This is a genomic window from Pseudomonas sp. CF161 (assembly GCF_000416215.1).
GTDB lineage: Bacteria > Pseudomonadota > Gammaproteobacteria > Pseudomonadales > Pseudomonadaceae > Aquipseudomonas.
The window spans coordinates 62,281-83,152 of the sequence record NZ_ATLP01000041.1; the positions used below are offsets into that span (position 1 = coordinate 62,281).

Genomic DNA, 20,872 nt, shown 5'->3' on the forward strand with positions numbered 1-20,872 from the left:
CCCACTACCACTCGCGCCGCCAATCACGGGGGAATACAAGAATGAGCATTCAGCACGTCGTCGACTTCAGCCAGGCCACCACCGAAGGTGAACGCTATCGCCCAGCAGCGGAAAAAGTCCTCAAGGGCGACCCGGAGCAGGCGGTGTTCAACCATTACGCCAGCCCGTGCGGGCAGATGAATGCCGGGGTCTGGGAAGGTGCAATCGGGCAGTGGACGGTGAACTTCACCGAGCATGAATACTGCGAAATCGTGCAGGGCGTCTCGGTGCTGCGCGACAGCGACGGCAATGCCAAGACCCTGCGCGCTGGCGACCGCTTCGTCATCCCGGCCGGCTTCAAGGGCACCTGGGAAGTGCTGGAGCCCTGCCGCAAAATCTACGTGGCCTTCGAACAGAAAGCCTGAATCACAGGCACAAAAAAACCCGCTTGAAGGCGGGTTTTTTTGTCAGAAGAAAAATCAATTACTTGATTTTGCCTTCCTTGTAGATCACGTGCTTACGAACAACCGGATCATATTTCTTGATCTCGATTTTGTCCGGAGTAGTGCGCTTGTTCTTGTCGGTAGTGTAGAAGTGACCAGTACCGGCGCTCGAAATCAAACGAATCAATTCACGCATGATTAGCTCCCTTAGATCTTGCCAGCTTTGCGGATTTCGGCCAGCACGACAGTAATGCCACGCTTGTCGATGATACGCATGCCTTTGGCAGATACGCGCAGACGCACGAAACGTTTCTCTTCTTCAACCCAGAAGCGGTGATGCTGCAGGTTCGGCAGGAAACGACGACGGGTTTTGTTGTTTGCGTGGGAAATGTTATTCCCAGTCACCGGACCCTTACCGGTAACTTGACAGACTCTCGACATGCCTCAGCCCTCTAAAACCACATGCCCAACCCGGCATGGGTTGGCCGCTTAATCTCTCAGTCATTTGGCGCCAGGCGCCGCGTTTCTTTAGGGGTCTTACCGGCTACACCTACAAACGAAGGAACCGGGCCCCTAGAAAAGAGCGCTGCTTTATACCAGAAAGACCCCATAGCAACAACAGTCACTGTGGCAGGGAATTCAAAAAGTCCCGTTTTTCTTGCGCCAAGCGCCTGCGGCAAAGGCTACCGCAGTTATCGACCGCTCGTCGCAGAATAAAATTTATGCCCCGTAAAGCCCCCGCCAAAGCAGCCTGATCCACCGTCATCACCCCCCATGAGGGACGTTCGAGCGGGTCAATTTGTCAATTCATGGCAAATTATTGGCCGTCGGCCTGGGTAAAAACCGAGCTTTTTGCCTTTGAAGGCCCACCCCACCCCTGTCAATCAAGGAAAAAGGGGATAGTCATTTTCCGACAAGATCACTAGGGTAAGCCTTTTCCAGACTGCACTCGCAGATGGGCCTTCGATCTGCAAAGGAAGCCGAATATGCGTCTCGCCGCCCTACCGCTGTTGTTCGTACCGTTTCTGAGCCCGCTGGCCCAGGCTGCCGCCCTGAGCGTCTGCACCGAAGCCAGCCCGGAAGGTTTCGACGTGGTGCAATACAACTCGCTGACCACCACCAACGCCTCGGCGGACGTGCTGATGAACCGCCTGGTCGACTTCGACGAAGCCAGCGGCAAGGTGGTGCCGAGCCTGGCAGACAGTTGGGAGGTGTCCGACGACGGCCTGACCTATGTGTTCAAACTGCACCCCAAGGTCAAGTTCCACCACACCGACTACTTCAACCCCAGCCGTGAACTGACCGCCGAAGACGTGAAGTTCAGTTTCGAGCGCATGCTCGACCCGGCTAATCCCTGGCACAAGATTGCGCAAAGCGGCTTCCCCCACGCCCAATCCCTGCAGTTGCCGGCACTGATCAAGAAAATTGACGCCCTTGACCCACTGACCGTGCGCTTCACCCTCGACCACGCCGACTCCACATTTATCGCCACGCTGAGCATGGGCTTCGCCTCGATCTACTCCGCCGAGTACGCCGAGCAACTGCTCAAGGCCGGCACCCCGGAGAAGCTCAACAACCAGCCGATCGGCACTGGGCCGTTTATCTTCGGCCGCTTCCAGAAAGACGCGTCGATCCGCTACAAGGCCAACCGTGACTACTTCGCCGGCAAGCCGGACGTGGACCCGCTGATCTTCGCCATCACCCCGGATGCCAACGTGCGCCTGCAAAAGCTGCGGCGCAATGAATGCCAGATCGCCCTCTCGCCCAAGCCCCTGGACATCAACGCCGCGAGCCAGGACCCAGCGCTGAAAGTCGAACGCACCGCGGCCTTCATGACGGCCTTTGTCGCCATCAATAGCCAGCACCCACCGCTGGACAAACCGGAAGTGCGCCAGGCGATCAACCTGGCGTTCGATAAGGCCAGCTACCTCAAGGCAGTCTTCGAAGACACCGCCGAAGCCGCCAACGGCCCATTCCCGCCGAACACCTGGAGCTATGCCAAGGACTTGCCGGGCTATGCCCACGACCCTGAAAAAGCCCGCCAACTGCTGGCCAAGGCCGGCCTCAAAGACGGCTTCCAGACCACCATCTGGACGCGCCCATCCGGCAGCCTGCTCAACCCCAACCCCAGCCTCGGCGCACAACTGCTCCAGGCTGACCTGGAGAAAATCGGGATCAAGGCCGAGATCCGCGTGATCGAATGGGGCGAACTGATCCGCCGCGCCAAGGCCGGCGAGCATGACCTGCTGTTCATGGGCTGGGCCGGCGACAACGGCGACCCGGATAACTTCCTCACCCCGCAGTTCACCTGCGCGGCGGTCAAATCCGGCACCAACTTCGCCCGCTACTGCGACCAGGGCCTGGACAAGCTGATCACCGCCGGCAAGACCACCAGCGAGCAAGGCGTGCGCAGCAAGCTCTATCAGCAGGCCCAGGCGCAGATCCAGCAACAGGCCCTGTGGCTGCCCCTGGCGCACCCCACCGCCTTCGCCCTGACCCGCAAGGAAGTCCAGGGTTATCAGGTCAGCCCCTTCGGCCGCCAGGACTTCTCCAAAGTCAGCGTCGGCAAATAACCCCGCCACAGGTTCTGGGCGCCCCGCTGCCCAGAACCTGCCGCGCAATGCCTGCCACAACCCTCACCTAGACCCAACCGTATTCGGCCATCGACAGCGGATCGCCTTCACCGATGATGAAGTGGTCGAGCACCCGCACATCCACCAGATCCAGGGCTTCTTTCAGCCGGCGTGTCACCACGCGATCGGCATGGCTGGGCTCGGAGATGCCCGAAGGGTGGTTGTGGCACAGGATCACGGCGGCGGCGTTGTGCGCCAGGGCACGCTTGACCACCTGCCGTGGGTAGACGCTGGTGCTGTCGATCGAACCCTGGAACAGCGCCTCGAACGCCAGCACCCGGTGCTTGGTGTCCAGAAACAGACAGCCGAACACCTCATGGGGCTCATGGCGCAGCATTGACTTGAGGTAGTCGCGGACCACCAGCGGGCTTTCCAGCACCGACTCGCGCCGCAACTTTTCGGCCAGATGCCGACGAGCCATCTCCACCACGGCCTGCAACTGGGCGAATTTTGCCGGGCCCAGGCCCAGTTGACGGCTGAAGGTCAACTGGTCCGCCTCCAGCAGACGGCGCAGGCTGCCGAACTGATGCAAAAGGTGACGCGCCAGGTCCACCGCGCTCTTTCCGGCAACCCCGGTACGCAAGAAAATAGCCAGCAATTCGGCGTCGGAAAGGCTCGCCGCGCCCTGCTCCAGAAGCTTCTCCCGCGGGCGCTCCGCCGCGGGCCAGTCGCGAATGCTCATAGCACCTCCATGTGTGTGGGCGCCGCTGTTCCATAGCGGTCGCTGTGGTATCTTAGCCCATCTTTTTGCCTGTGATTTCCCCTGGGGAGGGGGCGTTACAAGCAGCAATCATTGAACTCAAAGGCAGGCCTATGCAGCGGCTGTATCGGAAACGCATCGTCCTCGGCGTCGGCGGCGGCATTGCCGCCTATAAGAGCGCCGAGCTGGTTCGCCGACTCCTCGACCAGGGCGCCGAAGTGCGTGTGGTCATGACCCGTGGCGGCAGTGAATTCATCACCCCGCTAACCATGCAGGCCCTCTCCGGGCACCCGGTCCACCTGGACCTGCTCGACCCCGCAGCCGAGGCTGCCATGGGCCATATCGAGCTGGCCAAATGGGCCGACCTGGTGCTGATCGCCCCCGCCACCGCCGACCTGATCGCGCGCCTGGCCCAAGGCATCGCCGATGACCTGCTGACCACTCTGGTCCTGGCCACGGACGCAACGGTCGCCATCGCCCCGGCCATGAACCAGGCCATGTGGCGCGACCCGGCCACCCAGGCCAACACCCAACTGCTGCAAAGCCGCGGCCTCCAGGTGTTCGGACCGGCCTCCGGCAGCCAGGCCTGCGGCGACGTCGGCATGGGCCGCATGCTCGAAGCCAACGACCTGGTGCTGTGCGCCGCCGATTGCTTCCAGCATCAGGCACTGACCGGCAAACACGTATTGATTACCGCCGGCCCGACCCAGGAAAACATCGACCCGGTGCGCTACATCACCAACCACAGCTCCGGAAAGATGGGCTTTGCCCTGGCCGAAGCCGCCGTTGAAGCCGGCGCCCGAGTGACCCTGATCACCGGCCCGGTGCACCTGCCGACCCCGGATCGGGTGACCCGGATCGACGTGGTCAGCGCCCGCGACATGCTTGCCGCCTGCGAGGCCGCCATCCCCTGCGACCTGTTTATCGCCTCGGCGGCGGTGGCGGACTACCGCCCGGAAGTCGTTGCCCCACAAAAATTAAAGAAAGACCCTACGAAAGGTGACGGCCTACTGCTGCAGATGGTGCGTAACCCGGACATCCTGGCCACCATCGCCACCCGTCCCGACCGCCCATTCAGTGTCGGCTTCGCCGCCGAGACCGAACACCTGCTCGACTACGCTGCACGCAAATTGAAAGACAAGAACCTCGACCTGATCGTCGCCAACGACGTGGCCAACCCGAGCATTGGCTTCAACAGCGAGGAAAACGCCTGCAGCGTGATTGACCGGGAGTTGCACGCAACTCTCTTCGCCCAGACCAGCAAGGGCAAGATCGCCCGCCAACTGATCTCTTTTATCGCCGAACGGCTGAACCAGGTTTAACTTCCATGCACGCTCTACAAGCCAAGATCCTCGACCCACGCATCGGCAACGAATTCCCGATGCCCCAGTACGCCACCCCGGGCTCCGCCGGCCTTGATCTGCGCGCCATGCTCAAGCAAGACACCGTGCTGGAGCCGGGCCAGACCCTGCTGATCCCCACCGGCCTGTCGGTCTACATCGGCGACCCGGGCCTGGCGGCGCTGATCCTGCCACGCTCCGGCCTGGGCCATAAGCACGGCATCGTCCTAGGCAACCTGGTGGGCCTGATCGACTCGGACTACCAGGGCGAACTGATGGTGTCCTGCTGGAACCGTGGCCAGACCGCCTTCAACATCGCGGTCGGCGAGCGCATCGCGCAGCTGGTACTGGTGCCGGTGGTCCAGGCGCACTTCGAAGTGGTCGAGGCCTTCGACGAAAGCCAGCGCGGTGCCGGCGGCTTCGGGCATTCGGGCAGCCACTGATCGACGCGGAACCTGGCCGGGCGCCAAACCCGGCCAGAGTTCCGCGTTTTGTATTCCAAGACGAAAATCAGGCACAGCTCGTTCGCGGGTTTCCCTCCCCAAATCAAGGCATTAGACCCTCAAAAGCAGGCTGAATCGCCGACGATGGCATTTTTGCACCATGAACCCAATGGCAAAAACGCCGTCATACCCTTCAGTTTGAGCCTGCCGGCCCACCCTGGCCCGGCCTGTCCTACCCTTTTTGAATGGAGCATTCCCTGCGATGAGCAACCAGGCCTCAGTCCCACCCAGCTTTCCCGATAGCATCTTTCGCGCCTACGACATTCGCGGCACCGTCCCGGAGTTTTTGAACGCCGAAACCGCTTACTGGCTCGGCCGTGCCATTGGCGCCCAGAGCCTGGCCCAGGGTGAACCTGACGTTGCCGTTGGCCGCGACGGCCGTCTCTCCGGCCCGGAGCTGGTGGAGCAACTGATCAAAGGCCTGGCCGACAGCGGCTGCCACGTCAGCGACGTCGGCCTGGTGCCCACTCCGGCGCTGTACTACGCGGCCAACGTACTGGCCGGCAAGTCCGGGGTCATGCTCACCGGCAGCCACAACCCGTCGAACTACAACGGCTTCAAGATCGTCATTGCCGGCGACACCCTGGCCAATGAACAGATCCAGGCCCTGCACCAGCGCCTGAAGGACAACAACCTGAGCAGCGGCAAGGGCAGCATCACCCGGGTGCAGATCCTTGAGCGCTACAGCGACGAGATTACCCGCGACGTGAAACTGGCCCGCCGCCTGAAAGTGGTGGTCGATTGCGGCAACGGCGCCGCCGGGGTCATTGCCCCGCAGTTGATCGAAGCCCTGAACTGCGAAGTCATCCCGCTGTTCTGCGAAGTCGACGGCAACTTCCCCAATCACCACCCGGACCCGGGCAAACCTGAAAACCTGGTGGACCTGATCGCCAAGGTCAAGGAGACCAAGGCCGACCTGGGCCTGGCCTTCGACGGCGACGGCGACCGCGTCGGCGTGGTGACCAACACCGGTAGCATCGTCTTCCCGGACCGCCTGCTGATGCTGTTCGCCAAGGATGTGGTGGCGCGCAACCCGGGCGCGGAAATCATCTTCGACGTCAAATGCACCCGCCGCCTGACCCCGCTGATCAAGGAATACGGCGGCAAGCCGCTAATGTGGAAGACCGGCCACTCGTTGATCAAAAAGAAGATGAAACAAACCGGCGCCCTGTTGGCCGGCGAAATGAGCGGGCATATCTTCTTCAAGGAGCGCTGGTTCGGTTTTGACGACGGGATTTACAGCGCCGCGCGCCTGCTGGAGATCCTCAGCAAGGAGCCATCCAGCGCCGAAGAGCTGTTCGCGACCTTCCCGAACGATATTTCGACGCCGGAAATCAATATCCATGTGACCGAAGAGAGCAAATTCAGCATCATTGATGCTCTGCACGACGCGCAGTGGGGCGAAGGCGCCAACCTGACCACCATTGACGGGGTGCGAGTCGATTACGCCAAAGGCTGGGGCCTGGTACGCGCCTCCAACACCACGCCGGTGCTGGTGCTGCGTTTCGAGGCCGACAACGAAGCCGAGCTGCAGCGCATCAAGGATGTGTTCCACGTCCAACTGAAACGTGTTGCACCCGATCTCCAACTACCGTTCTGATTCTTTGAAACACCGGAGCCCTGAATGACCCTCGAACGCGATGCCGCCGCCAACACCGCCAAGGTTCTATCCGAAGCGCTGCCTTACATTCGCCGCTATGTCGGCAAGACGCTGGTGATCAAATACGGCGGCAACGCTATGGAGAGCGAGGAGCTCAAGACCGGTTTCGCTCGTGACATCGTGTTGATGAAAGCCGTCGGGATCAACCCGGTGGTGGTGCACGGTGGCGGCCCGCAAATCGGCGACCTGCTCAAGCGCCTGTCGATCGAGAGCCACTTTATCGACGGCATGCGCGTTACCGACGCGCAGACCATGGACGTGGTGGAGATGGTCCTCGGCGGCCAGGTGAACAAAGACATCGTCAACCTGATCAACCGTCACGGCGGCAGCGCCATTGGCCTGACCGGCAAGGACGCGGAGCTGATTCGCGCGAAAAAACTCACCGTGACCCGCAAGACGCCGGAGATGACCCAGCCGGAAATCATCGACATCGGCCAAGTGGGCGAAGTGATCGGCATCAACACCGATCTGCTGAACCTGCTGGTGAAAGGCGATTTCATTCCGGTGATCGCGCCCATCGGCGTCGGTGCCAACGGCGAGTCCTACAACATCAACGCCGACCTGGTGGCCGGCAAGGTGGCCGAGGCGCTGAAGGCCGAGAAGCTGATGCTGCTCACCAACATCGCCGGCTTGATGGACAAGGAAGGCAAGGTCTTGACCGGCCTGACGACCCAGCAAGTGGACGACCTGATCGCCGACGGCACCATCTACGGCGGCATGCTGCCGAAGATCCGCTGCGCACTGGAAGCCGTGCAAGGCGGCGTCGGCAGCTCGTTGATCCTGGATGGCCGGGTGCCGAATGCGATCCTGCTGGAAATCTTCACCGACACCGGTGTGGGTACCCTGATCAGCAATCGCAAGCGCCCTTAAGCGCTGAAAACAAAAAGCCCCGCTCAACCTGGTTGAGCGGGGCTTTTTTATTGCGGCGGAGGCGCTGGCTCCCGCCGGACTGCTCAACAGACGCGAATCAGACGCCGAACTGCTCGCGATACGCCTTGACCGCCGGCAAATGCTGCTTGAGCTGCGGATCGTCTTCCAGGAACTGCAACACCTGGTTCAGCGACACGATGCTGACCACCGGAATCCCGAAGTCACGCTCCACTTCCTGGATGGCCGACAATTCACCGTTGCCGCGCTCCTGGCGGTTCAGCGCGATCAGCACGCCGGCGGCCTTGGCACCTTCCTGGGACGCAATGATCTGCATCACTTCGCGAATCGCCGTACCGGCGGTGATCACGTCGTCGATGATCAGCACATCGCCCTTGATTGGCGCGCCCACCAGGCTGCCGCCTTCACCGTGGGCCTTGGCCTCCTTGCGGTTGAAGCACCAGGGCAGATCCTGCCCATGATGTTCAGCCAGGGCCACAGCTGTGGCGGCGGCCAGGGGAATGCCCTTGTAGGCTGGACCGAACAGCACGTCGAAGGAAATACCGCTTTCAACGATGGCGGCCGCATAAAAACGACCCAGCTGCGCCAGGGCAGAACCCGAGTTGAACAGCCCGGCATTGAAGAAGTAAGGACTGGTGCGCCCGGACTTCAGGGTGAACTCACCGAAGCGCAAAACCCCGCGATCGATGGCAAAACGAATGAAATCGCGCTGATACGCTTGCATGAAAAAAGCCCCAGATACCACGGATTTAGCTAATTAGGTAGACCTCGGGTATCATACACGCACGTGATTTTTGGGGCCATTTATGCGGATCATCAGTGTGAACGTCAATGGTATTCAGGCTGCAGTCGAGCGTGGTTTGCTCAGTTGGCTGCAGGCCCAGAATGCCGACGTCATCTGCCTGCAGGACACCCGCGCCTCCGCCTTTGAACTGGACGACCCAGCCTTCCAACTGGATGGCTACTTCCTTTATGCCTGCGATGCTGAAGTCCCCGCCCAAGGTGGCGTGGCTTTGTATTCGCGGTTGCAACCTAAGGCGGTCATCAGCGGCCTCGGCTTCGAGACAGCCGATCGCTACGGGCGCTACCTGCAAGCCGATTTCGATAAGGTCAGCATCGCGACCTTGCTGCTTCCTTCGGGGCAGAACGGCGATGAAGACTTGAACCAGAAGTTCAAGCTAATGGACGACTTCGCCCGTTATCTGGATAAACAGCGGCGCAAACGTCGCGAGTACATTTATTGTGGCTCGCTCTACGTTGCGCAACAGAAGCTGGATATCAAGAACTGGCGTGACAGCCAGCAATCCCCGGGCTTCCTGGCGCCTGAGCGTGCCTGGATGGACGAGATTGTCGGCACCATGGGTTATGTCGACGCCTTGCGCGAAGTCAGCCGTGAAGGCGATCAGTACAGCTGGTGGCCGGACAACGAACAGGCCGAGATGCTCAACCTGGGTTGGCGTTTCGACTATCAGTTGCTGACCCCGGGCCTGCGTCGCTTCGTGCGCAGCGCACGCCTGCCGCGCCAGCCACGCTTCTCGCAGCACGCACCGCTGATCGTGGACTACGACTGGACGCTGACTATCTAAACGTCGTTTCGCAGCCACAAAAAAGCCGACATCAGTGTCGGCTTTTTTGTGCGCGGCGGTTTTACTTGATCAAGCGCCAGGTGAACGGATAGCGATACGGTACCCCTTCCCCCGCCTTGACCCCGCCAATGATCGTCAGCACCAAGGCGCCGATTGCCAGCAACCCGAACAAGAAGAAGCCGATGATCACCAGCATCAACAGGAAACACACGGCCGAGGCAATGGCGACAGTGATCTGGAAATTCAGCGCCTCCTTGCCCTGAGCGTCGATGAACGGGTCGGATTCACGCTTGATCTGCCACAGAATCAACGGACCGATCAGGGTACCGAACGGCACCCAGATCCCCAGCAAGGCAGACAGATGACAAAACATTGCCCACTGCCGAACCTCATGGCTCGGCGTAGGCAGCGGAAGCTGGTCGTCACTCATGGCGTTCTCCTTGGCGGGTCGTCCGTAGCGCAATCAGTCAGCCAGGGCCGCCTGCTGCAGTTCAAAAATCTCGCTCATGCCTTTCTTCGCCAGCTCCAGCATTGCATTCAGGTCTTCGGGCTGGAACGGTGCACCTTCGGCAGTGCCCTGGACTTCAATGAAACCACCGGTGCTGGTCATCACCACGTTGAGGTCCGTCTCGGCAGCCGAGTCTTCCAGGTAGTCCAGGTCCAGCACAGGCTCGCCCTGATACATGCCCACCGACACCGCAGCGATCATTTGCTTGAGCGGGTCGCCGCCTTTGAGGCCGCCACGCTTCTTGATCACTTTCAGCGCATCGACCAAGGCCACCATGGCGCCGGTGATGGACGCGGTACGGGTGCCGCCGTCGGCCTGGATCACGTCGCAGTCGACGTACAGGGTCACGTCACCCAGCTTGGACATGTCCAGCGCAGCGCGCAGGGAGCGGCCGATCAGGCGCTGGATTTCCAGGGTCCGACCGCCTTGCTTGCCACGGCTGGCTTCACGCTGGTTACGCTCGCCGGTGGCGCGCGGCAACATGCCGTACTCGGCGGTCAACCAACCCTGGCCCTGGCCCTTGAGGAAGCGCGGCACGCCGTTCTCGACGCTGACCGTGCAGATAACCTTGGTATCACCGAACTCGACCAGTACAGATCCCTCGGCGTGTTTGGTGTAGTTGCGGGTGATGCGGATCGAGCGGAGCTGATCGGCAGCGCGACCACTTGGACGTTTCATAGGGGAACACCTGTACGGGGACGGAAAACTGCCGAACATTATAGAGCCCGCGGCCGCGCCTGGGCAGTTCTAAAAAATCCCGGGGCGGACCAAAGGCTCTGCACTAAGGCTCGGGCGCCACGCCGCAACCCTTTGTCACCGCCACGGTTGGGGGCTTTCGCCGCACTGCGCTACAATCCTGCGCCTTCGCAGCCTGTCGGCTTTAATTCATATCTATCGGGCCCGCCCAACCCACTTGCGGTTGGTGCCAGACCTGAATCGGAGGTACCTCCATGGTGCACAGCATGACCGCCTTCGCCCGGGTCGAACGGGCCGGCACTCAGGGCACCCTGAGCTGGGAACTGCGCTCGGTCAACAGCCGCTACCTGGAACCGCACCTGCGCCTGCCGGAGTCCTTTCGCGACCTCGAAGGCGCGGTTCGTGAAGCGCTGCGCCAGGGTTTGTCCCGCGGCAAGCTTGAATGCACCCTGCGTTTTACCGAAGAAACTACCGGCAAACCCCTGCAAGTGGATCGCGAACGGGCCGCGCAACTGGTGGCCGCAGCCGAGTCGGTGGCCAGCCTGATCAAGCAACCTGCGCCGCTCAATCCACTGGAGGTCCTGGCCTGGCCTGGCGTACTGGTGGCTGACGCAAGCGATCCACAGGCACTGAATTCCGAGGCCCTGGAATTGTTCAAGCTGGGCCTCAAGGAGCTCAAGGGCGGCCGCGAACGCGAAGGCTCGGAGCTTGCCCGACTGATCAACGAGCGCCTGACCTCGATCGAGGAAGACGTGGTGACCCTGCGCGAACTGGTGCCGCAAATGCTCGCGACCCAGCGCCAGAAGGTCCTCGACCGCTTCGCCGACATGCAGGCCGAGCTCGACCCGACGCGCCTGGAGCAGGAAATGGTGATGCTTGCGCAAAAGAGCGACGTCGCCGAAGAGCTGGACCGCCTGAGCACCCACATCATTGAAGTACGCCGCGTGCTGAAATCCGGCGGCGCCGCCGGTCGGCGTCTGGACTTTCTGATGCAGGAACTCAACCGCGAAGCCAACACACTGGGCTCCAAGGCCTTCGATCCGCGCAGCACCCAGGCTGCGGTCAACCTCAAGGTGTTGATCGAGCAGATGCGCGAACAAGTACAGAATATTGAGTAAGGCTACCCCCACATGACCCACAGCACCGGCACCCTGTACATCATTTCCGCCCCTTCGGGCGCGGGCAAGAGCAGCCTGGTCAAGGCCCTGACCGACGCCGACCAGGAGATCCGTGTCTCGGTCTCCCACACCACCCGGGCCATGCGCCCCGGTGAAGTGAACGGCGTGAACTATCACTTCGTCTCCCGCGAAGCGTTCGTGAAGATGGGCGAGCATGGGGACTTCCTCGAGCGGGCCGAAGTATTCGGCAACCTCTACGGCACCTCGCAAAGCCACCTGCAGCAAACCCTGGATGCGGGCCATGACCTGATTCTGGAGATCGACTGGCAGGGCGCCGAGCAAGTGCGCAAATTGATGCCGCAAGCCCGCTCGATCTTCATCCTGCCGCCGTCCCTTGAGGCCTTGCACCAGCGCCTGACCAACCGCGGCCAGGACAGTGACGAGATCATCGACGGGCGGATGCGCGAAGCGGTCAGCGAAATGAGCCACTACGTCGACTATGACTATTTGATCATCAACGATGATTTTGCCCATGCGCTGGCGGACCTGAAGGCGATTTTCCGGGCCAATCAGCTGCATCAAAAGCGTCAGCAGCAGCGTTTTGGCAAATTGCTCGCTGAATTGCTGGGCTAAAACAGCGCTTCCCAAAACCGCTGCAAGCGCTTTACATTGGCACTTGCAGCGCGTTGCAGAGCCTGGTCAAAAAATCAGCGCTTCCCTAATCGCTGGTGATTTTTTAAACTGTTGAGTCCGCTCGCCCAACCGGGCAGCGCGCATATTGCATTCGCTCCGAGGAATACCATGGCCCGCGTAACCGTTGAAGACTGCCTAGAACACGTGGAAAACCGCTTTGAGCTGGTCATGCTCTCTACCAAGCGTGCCCGTCAACTGGCCACCGGCGGCAAAGAGCCCCTGGTTCAGTGGGAAAACGACAAGCCTACCGTTGTAGCCCTGCGTGAAATTGCCGAAGGCCTGATGAGCTACGAGTTCATTGCCAACGCTGAGATCGTTGAAGACGAACCGCTGTTCGCAGCGTTCGAGGATGAGTCCAACGAGGCCGTCTAAGCCTATGCCTGGTCGACGTAGCACGGCGCGGGAATACAGCTTACGGCAGGAGTCAGCATGCCGAGCATAGACGCCCTCGCCGATCGCTTATCGACCTATCTCGGCACGGACCAGGTCAACCTGGTCCGCCGAGCGTATTTCTACGCCGAACAAGCCCACGACGGCCAACGCCGCCGCAGCGGCGAGGCGTACGTCACGCACCCATTGGCGGTGGCGAATATTCTTGCCGACATGCATATGGACCATCAGAGCCTGATGGCGGCCATGCTGCATGACGTGATTGAAGACACCGGTATTGCCAAGGAAGCGCTCTCAGCGCAGTTCGGCGAAACCGTGGCGGAACTGGTCGATGGGGTCAGCAAACTGACCCAGATGAACTTCGAGACCAAGGCCGAAGCCCAGGCTGAAAACTTCCAGAAAATGGCCATGGCCATGGCCCGCGACATTCGCGTGATCCTGGTCAAGCTGGCCGACCGCCTGCACAACATGCGAACCCTGGAAGTGCTGTCCGGCGAAAAACGCCGGCGCATCGCCAAGGAAACCCTGGAAATCTATGCGCCCATCGCCAACCGGCTGGGCATGCATGCCATCCGCATCGAATTCGAAGACCTTGGTTTCAAGGCCATGCACCCGATGCGTTCCGCGCGGATCTACCAGGCGGTCAAGCGCGCCCGGGGCAACCGCAAGGAAATCGTCAACAAGATCGAAGAATCCCTCAGCCACTGCCTGGCCATCGACGGCATCCAGGGCGAGGTCAGCGGTCGGCAGAAACACCTCTACGGCATCTACAAGAAGATGCGCGGCAAGCGTCGGGCCTTCAACGAGATCATGGACGTCTACGCGTTCCGCATCATCGTCGACAAGGTAGACACCTGCTACCGCGTGCTCGGCGCTGTACATAATTTGTACAAACCGCTGCCGGGACGCTTCAAGGACTACATCGCGATTCCCAAGGCCAACGGCTACCAATCGCTGCACACCACTCTGTTCGGTATGCACGGCGTGCCGATCGAGATCCAGATCCGCACCCGGGAAATGGAAGAGATGGCCAACAACGGCATCGCCGCGCACTGGCTGTACAAATCCAGTGGCGACGAGCAGCCAAAAGGCACCCACGCCCGTGCCCGCCAATGGGTCAAGGGTGTACTGGAGATGCAGCAGCGCGCTGGCAACTCCCTGGAATTCATCGAAAGCGTGAAGATCGACCTGTTTCCGGACGAGGTCTACGTGTTCACGCCCAAAGGCCGGATCATGGAGCTGCCCAAAGGCTCCACGGCCGTCGACTTTGCCTACGCGGTGCACACCGATGTTGGCAACAGCTGCATTGCCTGCCGCATCAACCGTCGTCTCGCGCCGCTGTCCGAACCGCTGCAAAGCGGCTCCACGGTGGAGATCGTCAGTGCGCCGGGCGCCCGGCCGAACCCGGCCTGGCTCAACTTCGTGGTCACCGGCAAGGCGCGCACCCATATTCGCCACGCCCTGAAGCTGCAGCGCCGCTCCGAGTCCATCAGCCTCGGCGAACGCCTGCTGAACAAGGTGCTCAACGGTTTCGACAGCTCGCTGGAAAAAATCCCGGCCGAACGCATCCAGGCGATGCTCCACGAATACCGCCTGGAACTGATCGAAGACCTGCTCGAAGACATCGGCCTGGGCAATCGCATGGCCTATGTGGTGGCCCGCCGCCTGCTCGGCGAAGGCGAACAGTTGCCAAGCCCGGAAGGCCCGCTGGCGATTCGCGGCACCGAAGGCCTGGTGCTGAGCTACGCCAAGTGCTGCACGCCGATCCCGGGCGACCCGATCGTCGGCCACCTGTCCGCCGGCAAAGGGATGGTGGTGCACCTGGACAACTGCCGCAATATCAGCGAAATCCGCCACAACCCGGAAAAATGCATCCAGCTCTCGTGGGCCAAGGATGTGACCGGCGAATTCAACGTCGAACTGCGGGTCGAGCTGGAACACCAGCGTGGCCTGATCGCCCTGCTGGCCAGCAGCGTCAACGCCGCCGACGGCAATATCGAGAAAATCAGCATGGATGAACGCGATGGTCGCATCAGCGTGGTCCAACTGGTGGTCAGCGTGCACGACCGCGTGCACCTGGCCCGCGTGATCAAGAAACTGCGCGCCCTGACCGGGGTGATCCGCATCACCCGCATGCGCGCGTAGCGCCTCACATAAGCCATCGTCACTTACAAGGACTCATAAATGACCAAGACTGTTATCACCAGCGACAAAGCCCCTGCTGCCATCGGCACCTATTCCCAGGCGATCAAGGCGGGCAACACCGTGTACATGTCCGGCCAGATCCCCCTCGACCCAAAAACCATGGAACTGGTCGAAGGCTTCGAAGCCCAGACCGTCCAGGTGTTCGAGAACCTCAAGTCGGTTGCCGAAGCCGCCGGTGGTTCGTTCAAGGACATCGTCAAGCTGAACATCTTCCTCACCGACCTGAGCCACTTCGCCAAGGTCAACGAGATCATGGGCAAGTACTTCGAACAGCCTTACCCTGCCCGCGCCGCCATCGGCGTTGCCGCCCTGCCAAAGGGTGCGCAGGTTGAGATGGATGCCATTCTGGTCATCGAGTAATACCCGCGGCGCAGCGTCCCAGGCTGCGCCGACTTTGCTTTGAAAGGATTTCATCATGCGCAAAGCGCTAGCTTTCTCGCTGCTCGCCGTCATGCTCGGCGGTTGCGCCAGCGACCCCGCCAAAACTGACGTCGGCGGCACCTGGATCAACCAGGTTGCGATCGACGCGGCCTCCAAGGGCGGCCCTTTGCGTGAAGCGCTGCAAGCCTACGGCCCGAACCTGGAGTGGGAGGTCAACACCCGCGCCGGCCAGGCCCGCTACACCAACGGTTTCGAAATTGCCGAAGGCAAGGCCTTCGCCGACCCCGCCGGCAGCTGGAAAGTCGACTTCTACGGCAGCTCCGCCACCGAGCTGAAACGCGACGGCAAGCAACTGCTGCAAGCGGCGAACGACAACGAACCCGAACAGGTCTTCGACCGCCCCAAGGACCCTGCGCCGGAAGGTGCCCCCCTGGGCGCCAACTTCGAGCGCGCCCTCTATACAGCTTATATGGGCGGCTCCTGGAAAATCCTCAGCGGCCCGGGCGAAGGTTCCAGCGTGCAGTTCCAGGGCGACGGTGCGGTCCAGGGCCTGCCGGGGGCTGATCGTTACGCCCTGTGCCTGGCCGGAGACTGCGCCTCCATGAGTGGCGGCAACGACAACCTCTGGCTCCAGCAAAACGGCCAGGGCAACGCCTGGATCTTTGTGCGCAAGGACAAGCAGCTGGAAATCTTCCAGGCGGTCAATACCGCCCAGGCGGATGAAGTGCCCTCCCTGGCACCCGGCACTCGTCAGTGGCTGCTGGAAAAGCAGTAACCGCTGTAGCCGCGCGCTGAGCCTTTGCGGGAGTCGCGCCCGCGCAACCTCGCGGGCTCGGCGGCGACAGCATCACCCTTGCAGTATTGCCGCGTAGCCTTCGCGGTAACTCACGTAACGCGGCACCCAGCCCAGCGCCCGAGCCCGGGCGTTGCTGCAGCGCTTGCTGCCGGCGCGCCGCACACTGGCGTCGGCGGCCCATTCGGTGACCCCCAGGTATTCGCGCAGCCAACCTACGACCTCCGCCAACGGCGCCGGCGCATCGTCGACGCCGATATAGCAGTCGTCCAGCGCCACTCCGCGCTGATCGGCCTGCATCAGGAACGCCAGCAAGCCGGCAGCGTCATCGGCATGAATCCGATTGCCATACAAAGGCGGGTCGACCGCCACCCGATAGCCTTGGCGGACCTGGGTCAGCAGCCATTCGCGGCCGGGGCCGTAAATGCCGGTCAGGCGCACCAGGCTGGCGGGGATGCCGCTGTGCAGCGCCACTTGTTCCGCCTCCAGCATCAGTCGCCCGGAATAACCACTGGCTTCGGTGGCCGAGGTTTCATCAACCCATTCGCCGTCTTTCTGCCCGTAGACACTGCTGCTGGACACGAACAGCAGGCGCCTGGGCTGCTGGCCGTGCTGCTTGAGCCAGCTCAGCACATGTTGCAGGCCCTCGACATAGGCGGCGCGGTAGCCCGCTTCGTCATGCTCGGTGGCGGCGGCGCAGTACACCAGGTAATCCAGGGGCGCGCTCGGCCAGGTCGGCGGGCATTGGGCGCTGAACAGATCACCGGCGACGCCAATGACCCCATCCGGCAAGCGTGAAACGTTGCGGCGCAAGCCATGAACCTGCCAACCCTGGACAAGCAATTGACTGGCCAGGCGGCTGCCGACATCACCACAACCGGCGATCAAAACAGAAAGGGCGGGCATCACTAAACTCCGTTCGCAAAGCTCAAGACTAGCCGCGGCGAGGGACGAGCGGCTAGCAATCAAGGAAAAAAAGATACTCTATTACTTTTGTTAACAAGAATTACTTGCAATAATGAGCGCCCAAATTGTTCTCGGCCCCGCGAGGCCTAGAAGGACATTTACCTCTTTCCTCTCTCAGGTCCGGCCAGCATGACACCCAATCAACTCTCCGCTTCGCCAACCAAACGCCCAAGCCCGCTGCGCGCCATGAGCGCGGTTGCAGCGTTGTTGTTCAGCCTGGTACTGGCACCGAGCGCAGCCTTCGCCGACGCACAGGCACCGGCCACCGCGCCAGCCGCGAACGCCACCCATGCACCGGCTGAACCCGCCGCACCGGTCGTGACTCCGGTCGCCACCGACCCGGCCCAGACCCAGGCCCAAGGCGAAGCAGCAGAAGACGTCCCTGAAGTGCTCGAAGCCGACAACACCCTGGGCATGGCCCATGACCTATCGCCGTGGGGCATGTACCAGAACGCCGACATCATTGTGAAGATCGTGATGATCGGCCTGGCCATCGCCTCGATCATCACCTGGACCATCTGGATCGCCAAAGGCTTCGAGCTGATGGGCGCCAAGCGTCGTCTGCGCAGTGAAATCCTCAGCCTGAAAAAGGCCACCACCCTCAAGGAAGCCAGCGCCACCGCGACCAAGGAAGGCACCCTGGCCAACCTGCTGGTCCACGACGCCCTCGAAGAAATGCGCCTGTCGGCCAACAGCCGGGAGAAAGAAGGCATCAAGGAACGCGTGAGCTTCCGCCTCGAGCGCCTGGTAGCTGCCTGCGGCCGCAACATGAGCAGCGGCACCGGCGTGTTGGCAACCATCGGTTCCACCGCACCCTTCGTCGGCCTGTTCGGCACCGTGTGGGGCATCATGAACAGCTTCATCGGTATCGCCAAAACCCAGACCACCAACCTCGCGGTGGTTGCACCGGGTATCGCCGAAGCCCTGCTGGCCACGGCCCTGGGCCTGGTTGCAGCGATCCCGGCCGTAGTGATCTACAACGTCTTCGCCCGCTCCATCGCCGGTTACAAGGCGCAGGTGTCGGACGCCTCTGCTGAAGTCCTGTTGCTGGTCAGCCGTGATCTCGATCACCAGCCGACCACTGAGCGCTCCACACAACCCCACGTGGTCAAAGTAGGGTAATCAGCCATGGGCTTGCATTTGAAAGAAGGCGCTGACGACGATCTCGCCGAGAACCATGAAATCAACGTCACACCGTTTATCGACGTGATGCTGGTGCTGCTGATCATCTTCATGGTGGCGGCACCCCTGGCCACCGTGGACATCAAGGTCGACCTCCCGGCCTCCACCGCCAAGCCTGAACCGCGCCCTGAAAAGCCGGTGTTCCTCAGCGTCAAGGCCGACCAGCGCCTGTTTCTGGGCGAAGACGAAGTGAAGGCCGAGACCCTCGGCGGCGCCCTCGATGCCAAGACTCAAGGCAAAAAGGACACCACGATCTTCTTCCAGGCCGATAAAGGCGTGGACTACGGCGACCTGATGAGCGTGATGGATACCCTGCGGTCCGCCGGATACTTGAAGGTCGGCCTGGTCGGACTTGAGACGGCAGCCAAGAAATGATCACGACGCGCCAAAAGCTGACGCGTTATAGCGGTAGCCTGGCAGTGGTGCTGGGCGTCCATGCGGTGGCGATTCTGCTCGCCCTCAATTGGTCGTCGCCACAACCGGTCGAACTGCCACCCCAGGCGATGATGATTGAGTTGGCGCCGGTTCCGGCACCGCCTCCTCCCGCACCGCCCAAGGTCATAACGCCACCGCAGCCACCGGCTCCGGTAGAAGAACTGCCGCTGCCGAAACTGGCCGAAGCGCCCAAACCGACGATCTCGGTGCCCAAGCCGGTCAAGCCCAAGCCCAAGCCGCAACCCCCCAAGCCGGTGGAAAAGCCGCCTGAGCCGACCAAGGAAAAGCCCAGCGAGGAAAAACCCAGCGACGCACCGCCGACCAACGCCAAGACTGACAAGTCCGCGCAACCGGCACCGGGTCCTTCGCCTGCGCAATTGGCCGCCAAGGAAAGCTGGCAAGGCACCCTGCTGGCGCACCTGGCCAAGTACAAGAAGTACCCGCCAGGCGCCCAGTCCCGGGGCAAGGAAGGCCTGAACCGCCTGCGGTTCGTGGTCGACGCCGAAGGCAATGTGCTGTCCTACGAGCTGGTGGGACGCTCGGGCAACGCCGATCTGGACCGGGCCACCCTGGAAATGATCCGCAAAGCCCAGCCGCTGCCCAAGCCGCCGTCGGACATGCTCAACAACGGCTCGATCGAGATCGTGGCACCCTTCGTTTACTCCCTGGAGAAACGTCGCCGCTGATCCTTTCAGCCAGCGCCCCCTGCAAAGGCACCGAAAGGTGCCTTTTGCCTATCCGCCGGCGACGAACATGCATTGGCCGGTGTCGCACTGCGCCCTCTGTCTGATAACGTGCGTCTATCGATTGCAGCCGGTATGCTTGGCCCGCACCTCATGGACGCCCGCTATGACCCTCACTGAATTACGTTACATCGTCACCCTCGCCCAAGAGCAGCACTTCGGCCACGCGGCCGAGCGTTGCCACGTCAGCCAGCCGACCCTGTCGGTGGGCGTGAAAAAACTTGAAGACGAGCTCGGTGTACTGATTTTCGAGCGCAGCAAAAGCGCGGTGCGCCTGACTCCGGTCGGCGAAGGCATCGTGGCCCAGGCGCAAAAGGTCCTCGAACAGGCCCAGGGCATTCGCGAACTGGCCCAGGCCGGCAAGAACCAGCTGACCGCCCCGCTGAAGGTCGGTGCCATCTACACCGTCGGCCCCTACCTGTTCCCGCACCTGATTCCGCAACTGCACCGGGTCGCGCCGCAGATGCCGTTGTACATCGAGGAAAACTTCACCCACGTCCTGCGTGACAAGCTGCGCAACGGCGAGTTGGACGCGATCATCATCGCCCTGCCGTTCAATGAGGCCGACGTCCTCACCCTGCCGCTGTACGACGAACCCTTCTATGTGCTGATGCCCACTGGCCACCCATGGACCCAGAAGGACACCATCGACGCCAGCCTGCTCAACGACAAGAGCCTGCTGCTGCTCGGCGAAGGCCACTGTTTCCGGGACCAGGTGCTCGAAGCCTGCCCTACCCTGACCAAGGGCAATGACGGCGCCAAGCACACCACGGTGGAATCCAGCTCCCTGGAAACCATTCGCCACATGGTCGCCTCCGGCCTGGGGATTTCGATCCTGCCGCTGTCGGCGGTGGACAGCCATCACTACGCCCCGGGCGTGATCGAAGTGCGTCCGCTGACCCCGCCCGTGCCGTTTCGCACCGTGGCCATCGCCTGGCGCGCCAGCTTTCCACGGCCCAAGGCGATCGAGATCCTCGCCGACTCGATCCGCCTGTGCTCGGTGGCCAAGCCGCCTGCCGCGAGCTAAGCG

At 61.7% G+C, this 20,872-nt stretch carries 23 protein-coding genes and 1 pseudogene; 17 read left to right on the forward strand and 7 right to left on the reverse strand.

The features are described from left to right. The first annotated feature begins 41 nt into the window (after positions 1 to 41). On the forward strand, positions 42 to 404 hold the full coding sequence (locus CF161_RS07765) for a cupin domain-containing protein (protein ID WP_020296013.1): 363 nt from the start codon (positions 42 to 44) through the stop codon (positions 402 to 404). A 58-nt stretch (positions 405 to 462) separates the two neighbouring features. Here CF161_RS07765 and rpmG read toward each other — a convergent pair whose 3' ends face one another. Both rpmG and rpmB read right to left on the reverse strand, forming a co-directional pair. Further along, positions 463 to 618, reverse strand: coding sequence for a 50S ribosomal protein L33 (gene rpmG, locus CF161_RS07770; RefSeq protein ID WP_003177274.1), 156 nt, complete (start codon positions 616 to 618; stop codon positions 463 to 465). Positions 619 to 629: 11 nt separating this feature from the next. Beyond that, entirely contained in the window at positions 630 to 863 is a 234-nt protein-coding gene (gene rpmB, locus CF161_RS07775; protein ID WP_007894701.1) for a 50S ribosomal protein L28, read from the reverse strand. A 545-nt stretch (positions 864 to 1,408) separates the two neighbouring features. On the opposite strand from rpmB, the gene CF161_RS07780 reads away from it, so the two are divergent. Then, positions 1,409 to 2,995 (forward strand): ABC transporter substrate-binding protein, encoded by a 1,587-nt coding sequence (locus tag CF161_RS07780; protein WP_020296014.1) that lies wholly within the window; start codon positions 1,409 to 1,411, stop codon positions 2,993 to 2,995. Between the two features lie 67 nt (positions 2,996 to 3,062). Here the strand turns inward: CF161_RS07780 and radC are convergent, their stop codons facing one another. Beyond that, on the reverse strand, positions 3,063 to 3,737 hold the full coding sequence (gene radC, locus CF161_RS07785) for a DNA repair protein RadC (protein ID WP_020296015.1): 675 nt from the start codon (positions 3,735 to 3,737) through the stop codon (positions 3,063 to 3,065). Positions 3,738 to 3,868: 131 nt separating this feature from the next. On the opposite strand from radC, the gene coaBC reads away from it, so the two are divergent. The 4 genes and pseudogenes from coaBC to argB all read left to right on the forward strand — a co-directional run bounded on the left by coaBC (position 3,869) and on the right by argB (position 8,128). Beyond that, the gene (gene coaBC, locus CF161_RS07790) at positions 3,869 to 5,077 is read left to right on the forward strand and encodes a bifunctional phosphopantothenoylcysteine decarboxylase/phosphopantothenate--cysteine ligase CoaBC (RefSeq protein ID WP_020296016.1); all 1,209 of its coding nucleotides are present in this window, start codon (positions 3,869 to 3,871) and stop codon (positions 5,075 to 5,077) included. Between the two features lie 5 nt (positions 5,078 to 5,082). Then, positions 5,083 to 5,538 carry a dUTP diphosphatase gene (gene dut, locus CF161_RS07795; RefSeq protein ID WP_020296017.1) on the forward strand — a complete coding sequence of 152 codons (456 nt, stop codon included), beginning with the start codon at positions 5,083 to 5,085 and terminating at the stop codon, positions 5,536 to 5,538. A 292-nt stretch (positions 5,539 to 5,830) separates the two neighbouring features. Beyond that, a pseudogene (locus tag CF161_RS07800) lies at positions 5,831 to 7,198 on the forward strand (phosphomannomutase/phosphoglucomutase); the annotation flags it as partial. Positions 7,199 to 7,222: 24 nt separating this feature from the next. Continuing rightward, positions 7,223 to 8,128 carry an acetylglutamate kinase gene (gene argB, locus CF161_RS07805; protein ID WP_020296019.1) on the forward strand — a complete coding sequence of 302 codons (906 nt, stop codon included), beginning with the start codon at positions 7,223 to 7,225 and terminating at the stop codon, positions 8,126 to 8,128. A gap of 97 nt (positions 8,129 to 8,225) precedes the next feature. Here argB and pyrE read toward each other — a convergent pair whose 3' ends face one another. Beyond that, positions 8,226 to 8,870, reverse strand: a complete 645-nt coding sequence (gene pyrE, locus CF161_RS07810) for an orotate phosphoribosyltransferase (protein WP_020296020.1) — start codon at positions 8,868 to 8,870, stop codon at positions 8,226 to 8,228. A gap of 82 nt (positions 8,871 to 8,952) precedes the next feature. Between pyrE and CF161_RS07815 the strand changes: the two genes are divergently transcribed. Next, positions 8,953 to 9,732: an exodeoxyribonuclease III gene (locus tag CF161_RS07815; protein ID WP_020296021.1), complete on the forward strand. Its 780-nt coding sequence runs from the start codon at positions 8,953 to 8,955 to the stop codon at positions 9,730 to 9,732. Positions 9,733 to 9,793: 61 nt separating this feature from the next. Here the strand turns inward: CF161_RS07815 and CF161_RS07820 are convergent, their stop codons facing one another. Together CF161_RS07820 and rph are read right to left on the reverse strand one after the other, a co-directional pair. Then, positions 9,794 to 10,162: a DUF4870 domain-containing protein gene (locus CF161_RS07820; RefSeq protein ID WP_020296022.1), complete on the reverse strand. Its 369-nt coding sequence runs from the start codon at positions 10,160 to 10,162 to the stop codon at positions 9,794 to 9,796. Positions 10,163 to 10,195: 33 nt separating this feature from the next. Continuing rightward, a complete protein-coding gene (gene rph, locus CF161_RS07825) occupies positions 10,196 to 10,918 on the reverse strand; it encodes a ribonuclease PH (RefSeq protein WP_020296023.1) in 723 nt (240 codons plus the stop codon). A gap of 272 nt (positions 10,919 to 11,190) precedes the next feature. On the opposite strand from rph, the gene CF161_RS07830 reads away from it, so the two are divergent. From CF161_RS07830 to CF161_RS07855, 6 genes are all read left to right on the forward strand, one after another. Then, a complete protein-coding gene (locus CF161_RS07830) occupies positions 11,191 to 12,054 on the forward strand; it encodes a YicC/YloC family endoribonuclease (protein ID WP_020296024.1) in 864 nt (287 codons plus the stop codon). A gap of 12 nt (positions 12,055 to 12,066) precedes the next feature. Further along, on the forward strand, positions 12,067 to 12,687 hold the full coding sequence (gene gmk / locus CF161_RS07835) for a guanylate kinase (protein ID WP_020296025.1): 621 nt from the start codon (positions 12,067 to 12,069) through the stop codon (positions 12,685 to 12,687). Between the two features lie 168 nt (positions 12,688 to 12,855). After that, entirely contained in the window at positions 12,856 to 13,119 is a 264-nt protein-coding gene (gene rpoZ, locus CF161_RS07840) for a DNA-directed RNA polymerase subunit omega (protein WP_003177259.1), read from the forward strand. 57 nt (positions 13,120 to 13,176) lie between these two features. Beyond that, positions 13,177 to 15,282, forward strand: a complete 2,106-nt coding sequence (gene spoT / locus CF161_RS07845; protein ID WP_020296026.1) for a bifunctional GTP diphosphokinase/guanosine-3',5'-bis pyrophosphate 3'-pyrophosphohydrolase — start codon at positions 13,177 to 13,179, stop codon at positions 15,280 to 15,282. A gap of 39 nt (positions 15,283 to 15,321) precedes the next feature. Beyond that, a complete protein-coding gene (locus CF161_RS07850) occupies positions 15,322 to 15,702 on the forward strand; it encodes a RidA family protein (RefSeq protein WP_003176922.1) in 381 nt (126 codons plus the stop codon). Between the two features lie 55 nt (positions 15,703 to 15,757). Further along, the gene (locus CF161_RS07855; protein ID WP_020296027.1) at positions 15,758 to 16,498 is read left to right on the forward strand and encodes a hypothetical protein; all 741 of its coding nucleotides are present in this window, start codon (positions 15,758 to 15,760) and stop codon (positions 16,496 to 16,498) included. 72 nt (positions 16,499 to 16,570) lie between these two features. Here the strand turns inward: CF161_RS07855 and CF161_RS07860 are convergent, their stop codons facing one another. Beyond that, positions 16,571 to 17,422 carry an SDR family oxidoreductase gene (locus CF161_RS07860; protein ID WP_020296028.1) on the reverse strand — a complete coding sequence of 284 codons (852 nt, stop codon included), beginning with the start codon at positions 17,420 to 17,422 and terminating at the stop codon, positions 16,571 to 16,573. A gap of 189 nt (positions 17,423 to 17,611) precedes the next feature. On the opposite strand from CF161_RS07860, the gene exbB reads away from it, so the two are divergent. From exbB to CF161_RS07880, 4 genes are all read left to right on the forward strand, one after another. Next, complete coding sequence (exbB, locus tag CF161_RS07865) at positions 17,612 to 18,604, forward strand: tonB-system energizer ExbB (protein WP_043228865.1); 993 nt, start codon at positions 17,612 to 17,614, stop codon at positions 18,602 to 18,604. A gap of 6 nt (positions 18,605 to 18,610) precedes the next feature. Then, positions 18,611 to 19,039 carry a TonB system transport protein ExbD gene (gene exbD, locus CF161_RS07870; RefSeq protein ID WP_020296030.1) on the forward strand — a complete coding sequence of 143 codons (429 nt, stop codon included), beginning with the start codon at positions 18,611 to 18,613 and terminating at the stop codon, positions 19,037 to 19,039. Then, positions 19,036 to 19,785, forward strand: coding sequence for an energy transducer TonB (locus CF161_RS07875; protein WP_020296031.1), 750 nt, complete (start codon positions 19,036 to 19,038; stop codon positions 19,783 to 19,785). The genes exbD and CF161_RS07875 overlap by 4 nt, the downstream gene beginning before the upstream one ends. Before the next feature lie 163 nt (positions 19,786 to 19,948). Next, entirely contained in the window at positions 19,949 to 20,869 is a 921-nt protein-coding gene (locus CF161_RS07880) for a hydrogen peroxide-inducible genes activator (RefSeq protein WP_020296032.1), read from the forward strand. Positions 20,870 to 20,872 lie beyond the last annotated feature (3 nt).

What these genes read in the sequence shown, in the direction of transcription:
- CF161_RS07815 (WP_020296021.1), top strand. Translation starts at nt 8,953, where the DNA reads ATGCGGATCATCAGTGTGAACGTCAATGGTATTCAGGCTGCAGTCGAG.
- rpmG (WP_003177274.1), bottom strand. Translation starts at nt 618, where the DNA reads ATGCGTGAATTGATTCGTTTGATTTCGAGCGCCGGTACTGGTCACTTC.
- radC (WP_020296015.1), bottom strand. Translation starts at nt 3,737, where the DNA reads ATGAGCATTCGCGACTGGCCCGCGGCGGAGCGCCCGCGGGAGAAGCTT.
- coaBC (WP_020296016.1), top strand. Translation starts at nt 3,869, where the DNA reads ATGCAGCGGCTGTATCGGAAACGCATCGTCCTCGGCGTCGGCGGCGGC.
- rpmB (WP_007894701.1), bottom strand. Translation starts at nt 863, where the DNA reads ATGTCGAGAGTCTGTCAAGTTACCGGTAAGGGTCCGGTGACTGGGAAT.
- CF161_RS07880 (WP_020296032.1), top strand. Translation starts at nt 19,949, where the DNA reads ATGACCCTCACTGAATTACGTTACATCGTCACCCTCGCCCAAGAGCAG.
- rph (WP_020296023.1), bottom strand. Translation starts at nt 10,918, where the DNA reads ATGAAACGTCCAAGTGGTCGCGCTGCCGATCAGCTCCGCTCGATCCGC.
- CF161_RS07820 (WP_020296022.1), bottom strand. Translation starts at nt 10,162, where the DNA reads ATGAGTGACGACCAGCTTCCGCTGCCTACGCCGAGCCATGAGGTTCGG.
- exbD (WP_020296030.1), top strand. Translation starts at nt 18,611, where the DNA reads ATGGGCTTGCATTTGAAAGAAGGCGCTGACGACGATCTCGCCGAGAAC.
- dut (WP_020296017.1), top strand. Translation starts at nt 5,083, where the DNA reads ATGCACGCTCTACAAGCCAAGATCCTCGACCCACGCATCGGCAACGAA.
- CF161_RS07850 (WP_003176922.1), top strand. Translation starts at nt 15,322, where the DNA reads ATGACCAAGACTGTTATCACCAGCGACAAAGCCCCTGCTGCCATCGGC.
- gmk (WP_020296025.1), top strand. Translation starts at nt 12,067, where the DNA reads ATGACCCACAGCACCGGCACCCTGTACATCATTTCCGCCCCTTCGGGC.
- CF161_RS07830 (WP_020296024.1), top strand. Translation starts at nt 11,191, where the DNA reads ATGGTGCACAGCATGACCGCCTTCGCCCGGGTCGAACGGGCCGGCACT.
- argB (WP_020296019.1), top strand. Translation starts at nt 7,223, where the DNA reads ATGACCCTCGAACGCGATGCCGCCGCCAACACCGCCAAGGTTCTATCC.
- CF161_RS07765 (WP_020296013.1), top strand. Translation starts at nt 42, where the DNA reads ATGAGCATTCAGCACGTCGTCGACTTCAGCCAGGCCACCACCGAAGGT.
- spoT (WP_020296026.1), top strand. Translation starts at nt 13,177, where the DNA reads ATGCCGAGCATAGACGCCCTCGCCGATCGCTTATCGACCTATCTCGGC.
- CF161_RS07855 (WP_020296027.1), top strand. Translation starts at nt 15,758, where the DNA reads ATGCGCAAAGCGCTAGCTTTCTCGCTGCTCGCCGTCATGCTCGGCGGT.
- pyrE (WP_020296020.1), bottom strand. Translation starts at nt 8,870, where the DNA reads ATGCAAGCGTATCAGCGCGATTTCATTCGTTTTGCCATCGATCGCGGG.
- CF161_RS07875 (WP_020296031.1), top strand. Translation starts at nt 19,036, where the DNA reads ATGATCACGACGCGCCAAAAGCTGACGCGTTATAGCGGTAGCCTGGCA.
- CF161_RS07780 (WP_020296014.1), top strand. Translation starts at nt 1,409, where the DNA reads ATGCGTCTCGCCGCCCTACCGCTGTTGTTCGTACCGTTTCTGAGCCCG.
- CF161_RS07860 (WP_020296028.1), bottom strand. Translation starts at nt 17,422, where the DNA reads ATGCCCGCCCTTTCTGTTTTGATCGCCGGTTGTGGTGATGTCGGCAGC.
- exbB (WP_043228865.1), top strand. Translation starts at nt 17,612, where the DNA reads ATGACACCCAATCAACTCTCCGCTTCGCCAACCAAACGCCCAAGCCCG.
- rpoZ (WP_003177259.1), top strand. Translation starts at nt 12,856, where the DNA reads ATGGCCCGCGTAACCGTTGAAGACTGCCTAGAACACGTGGAAAACCGC.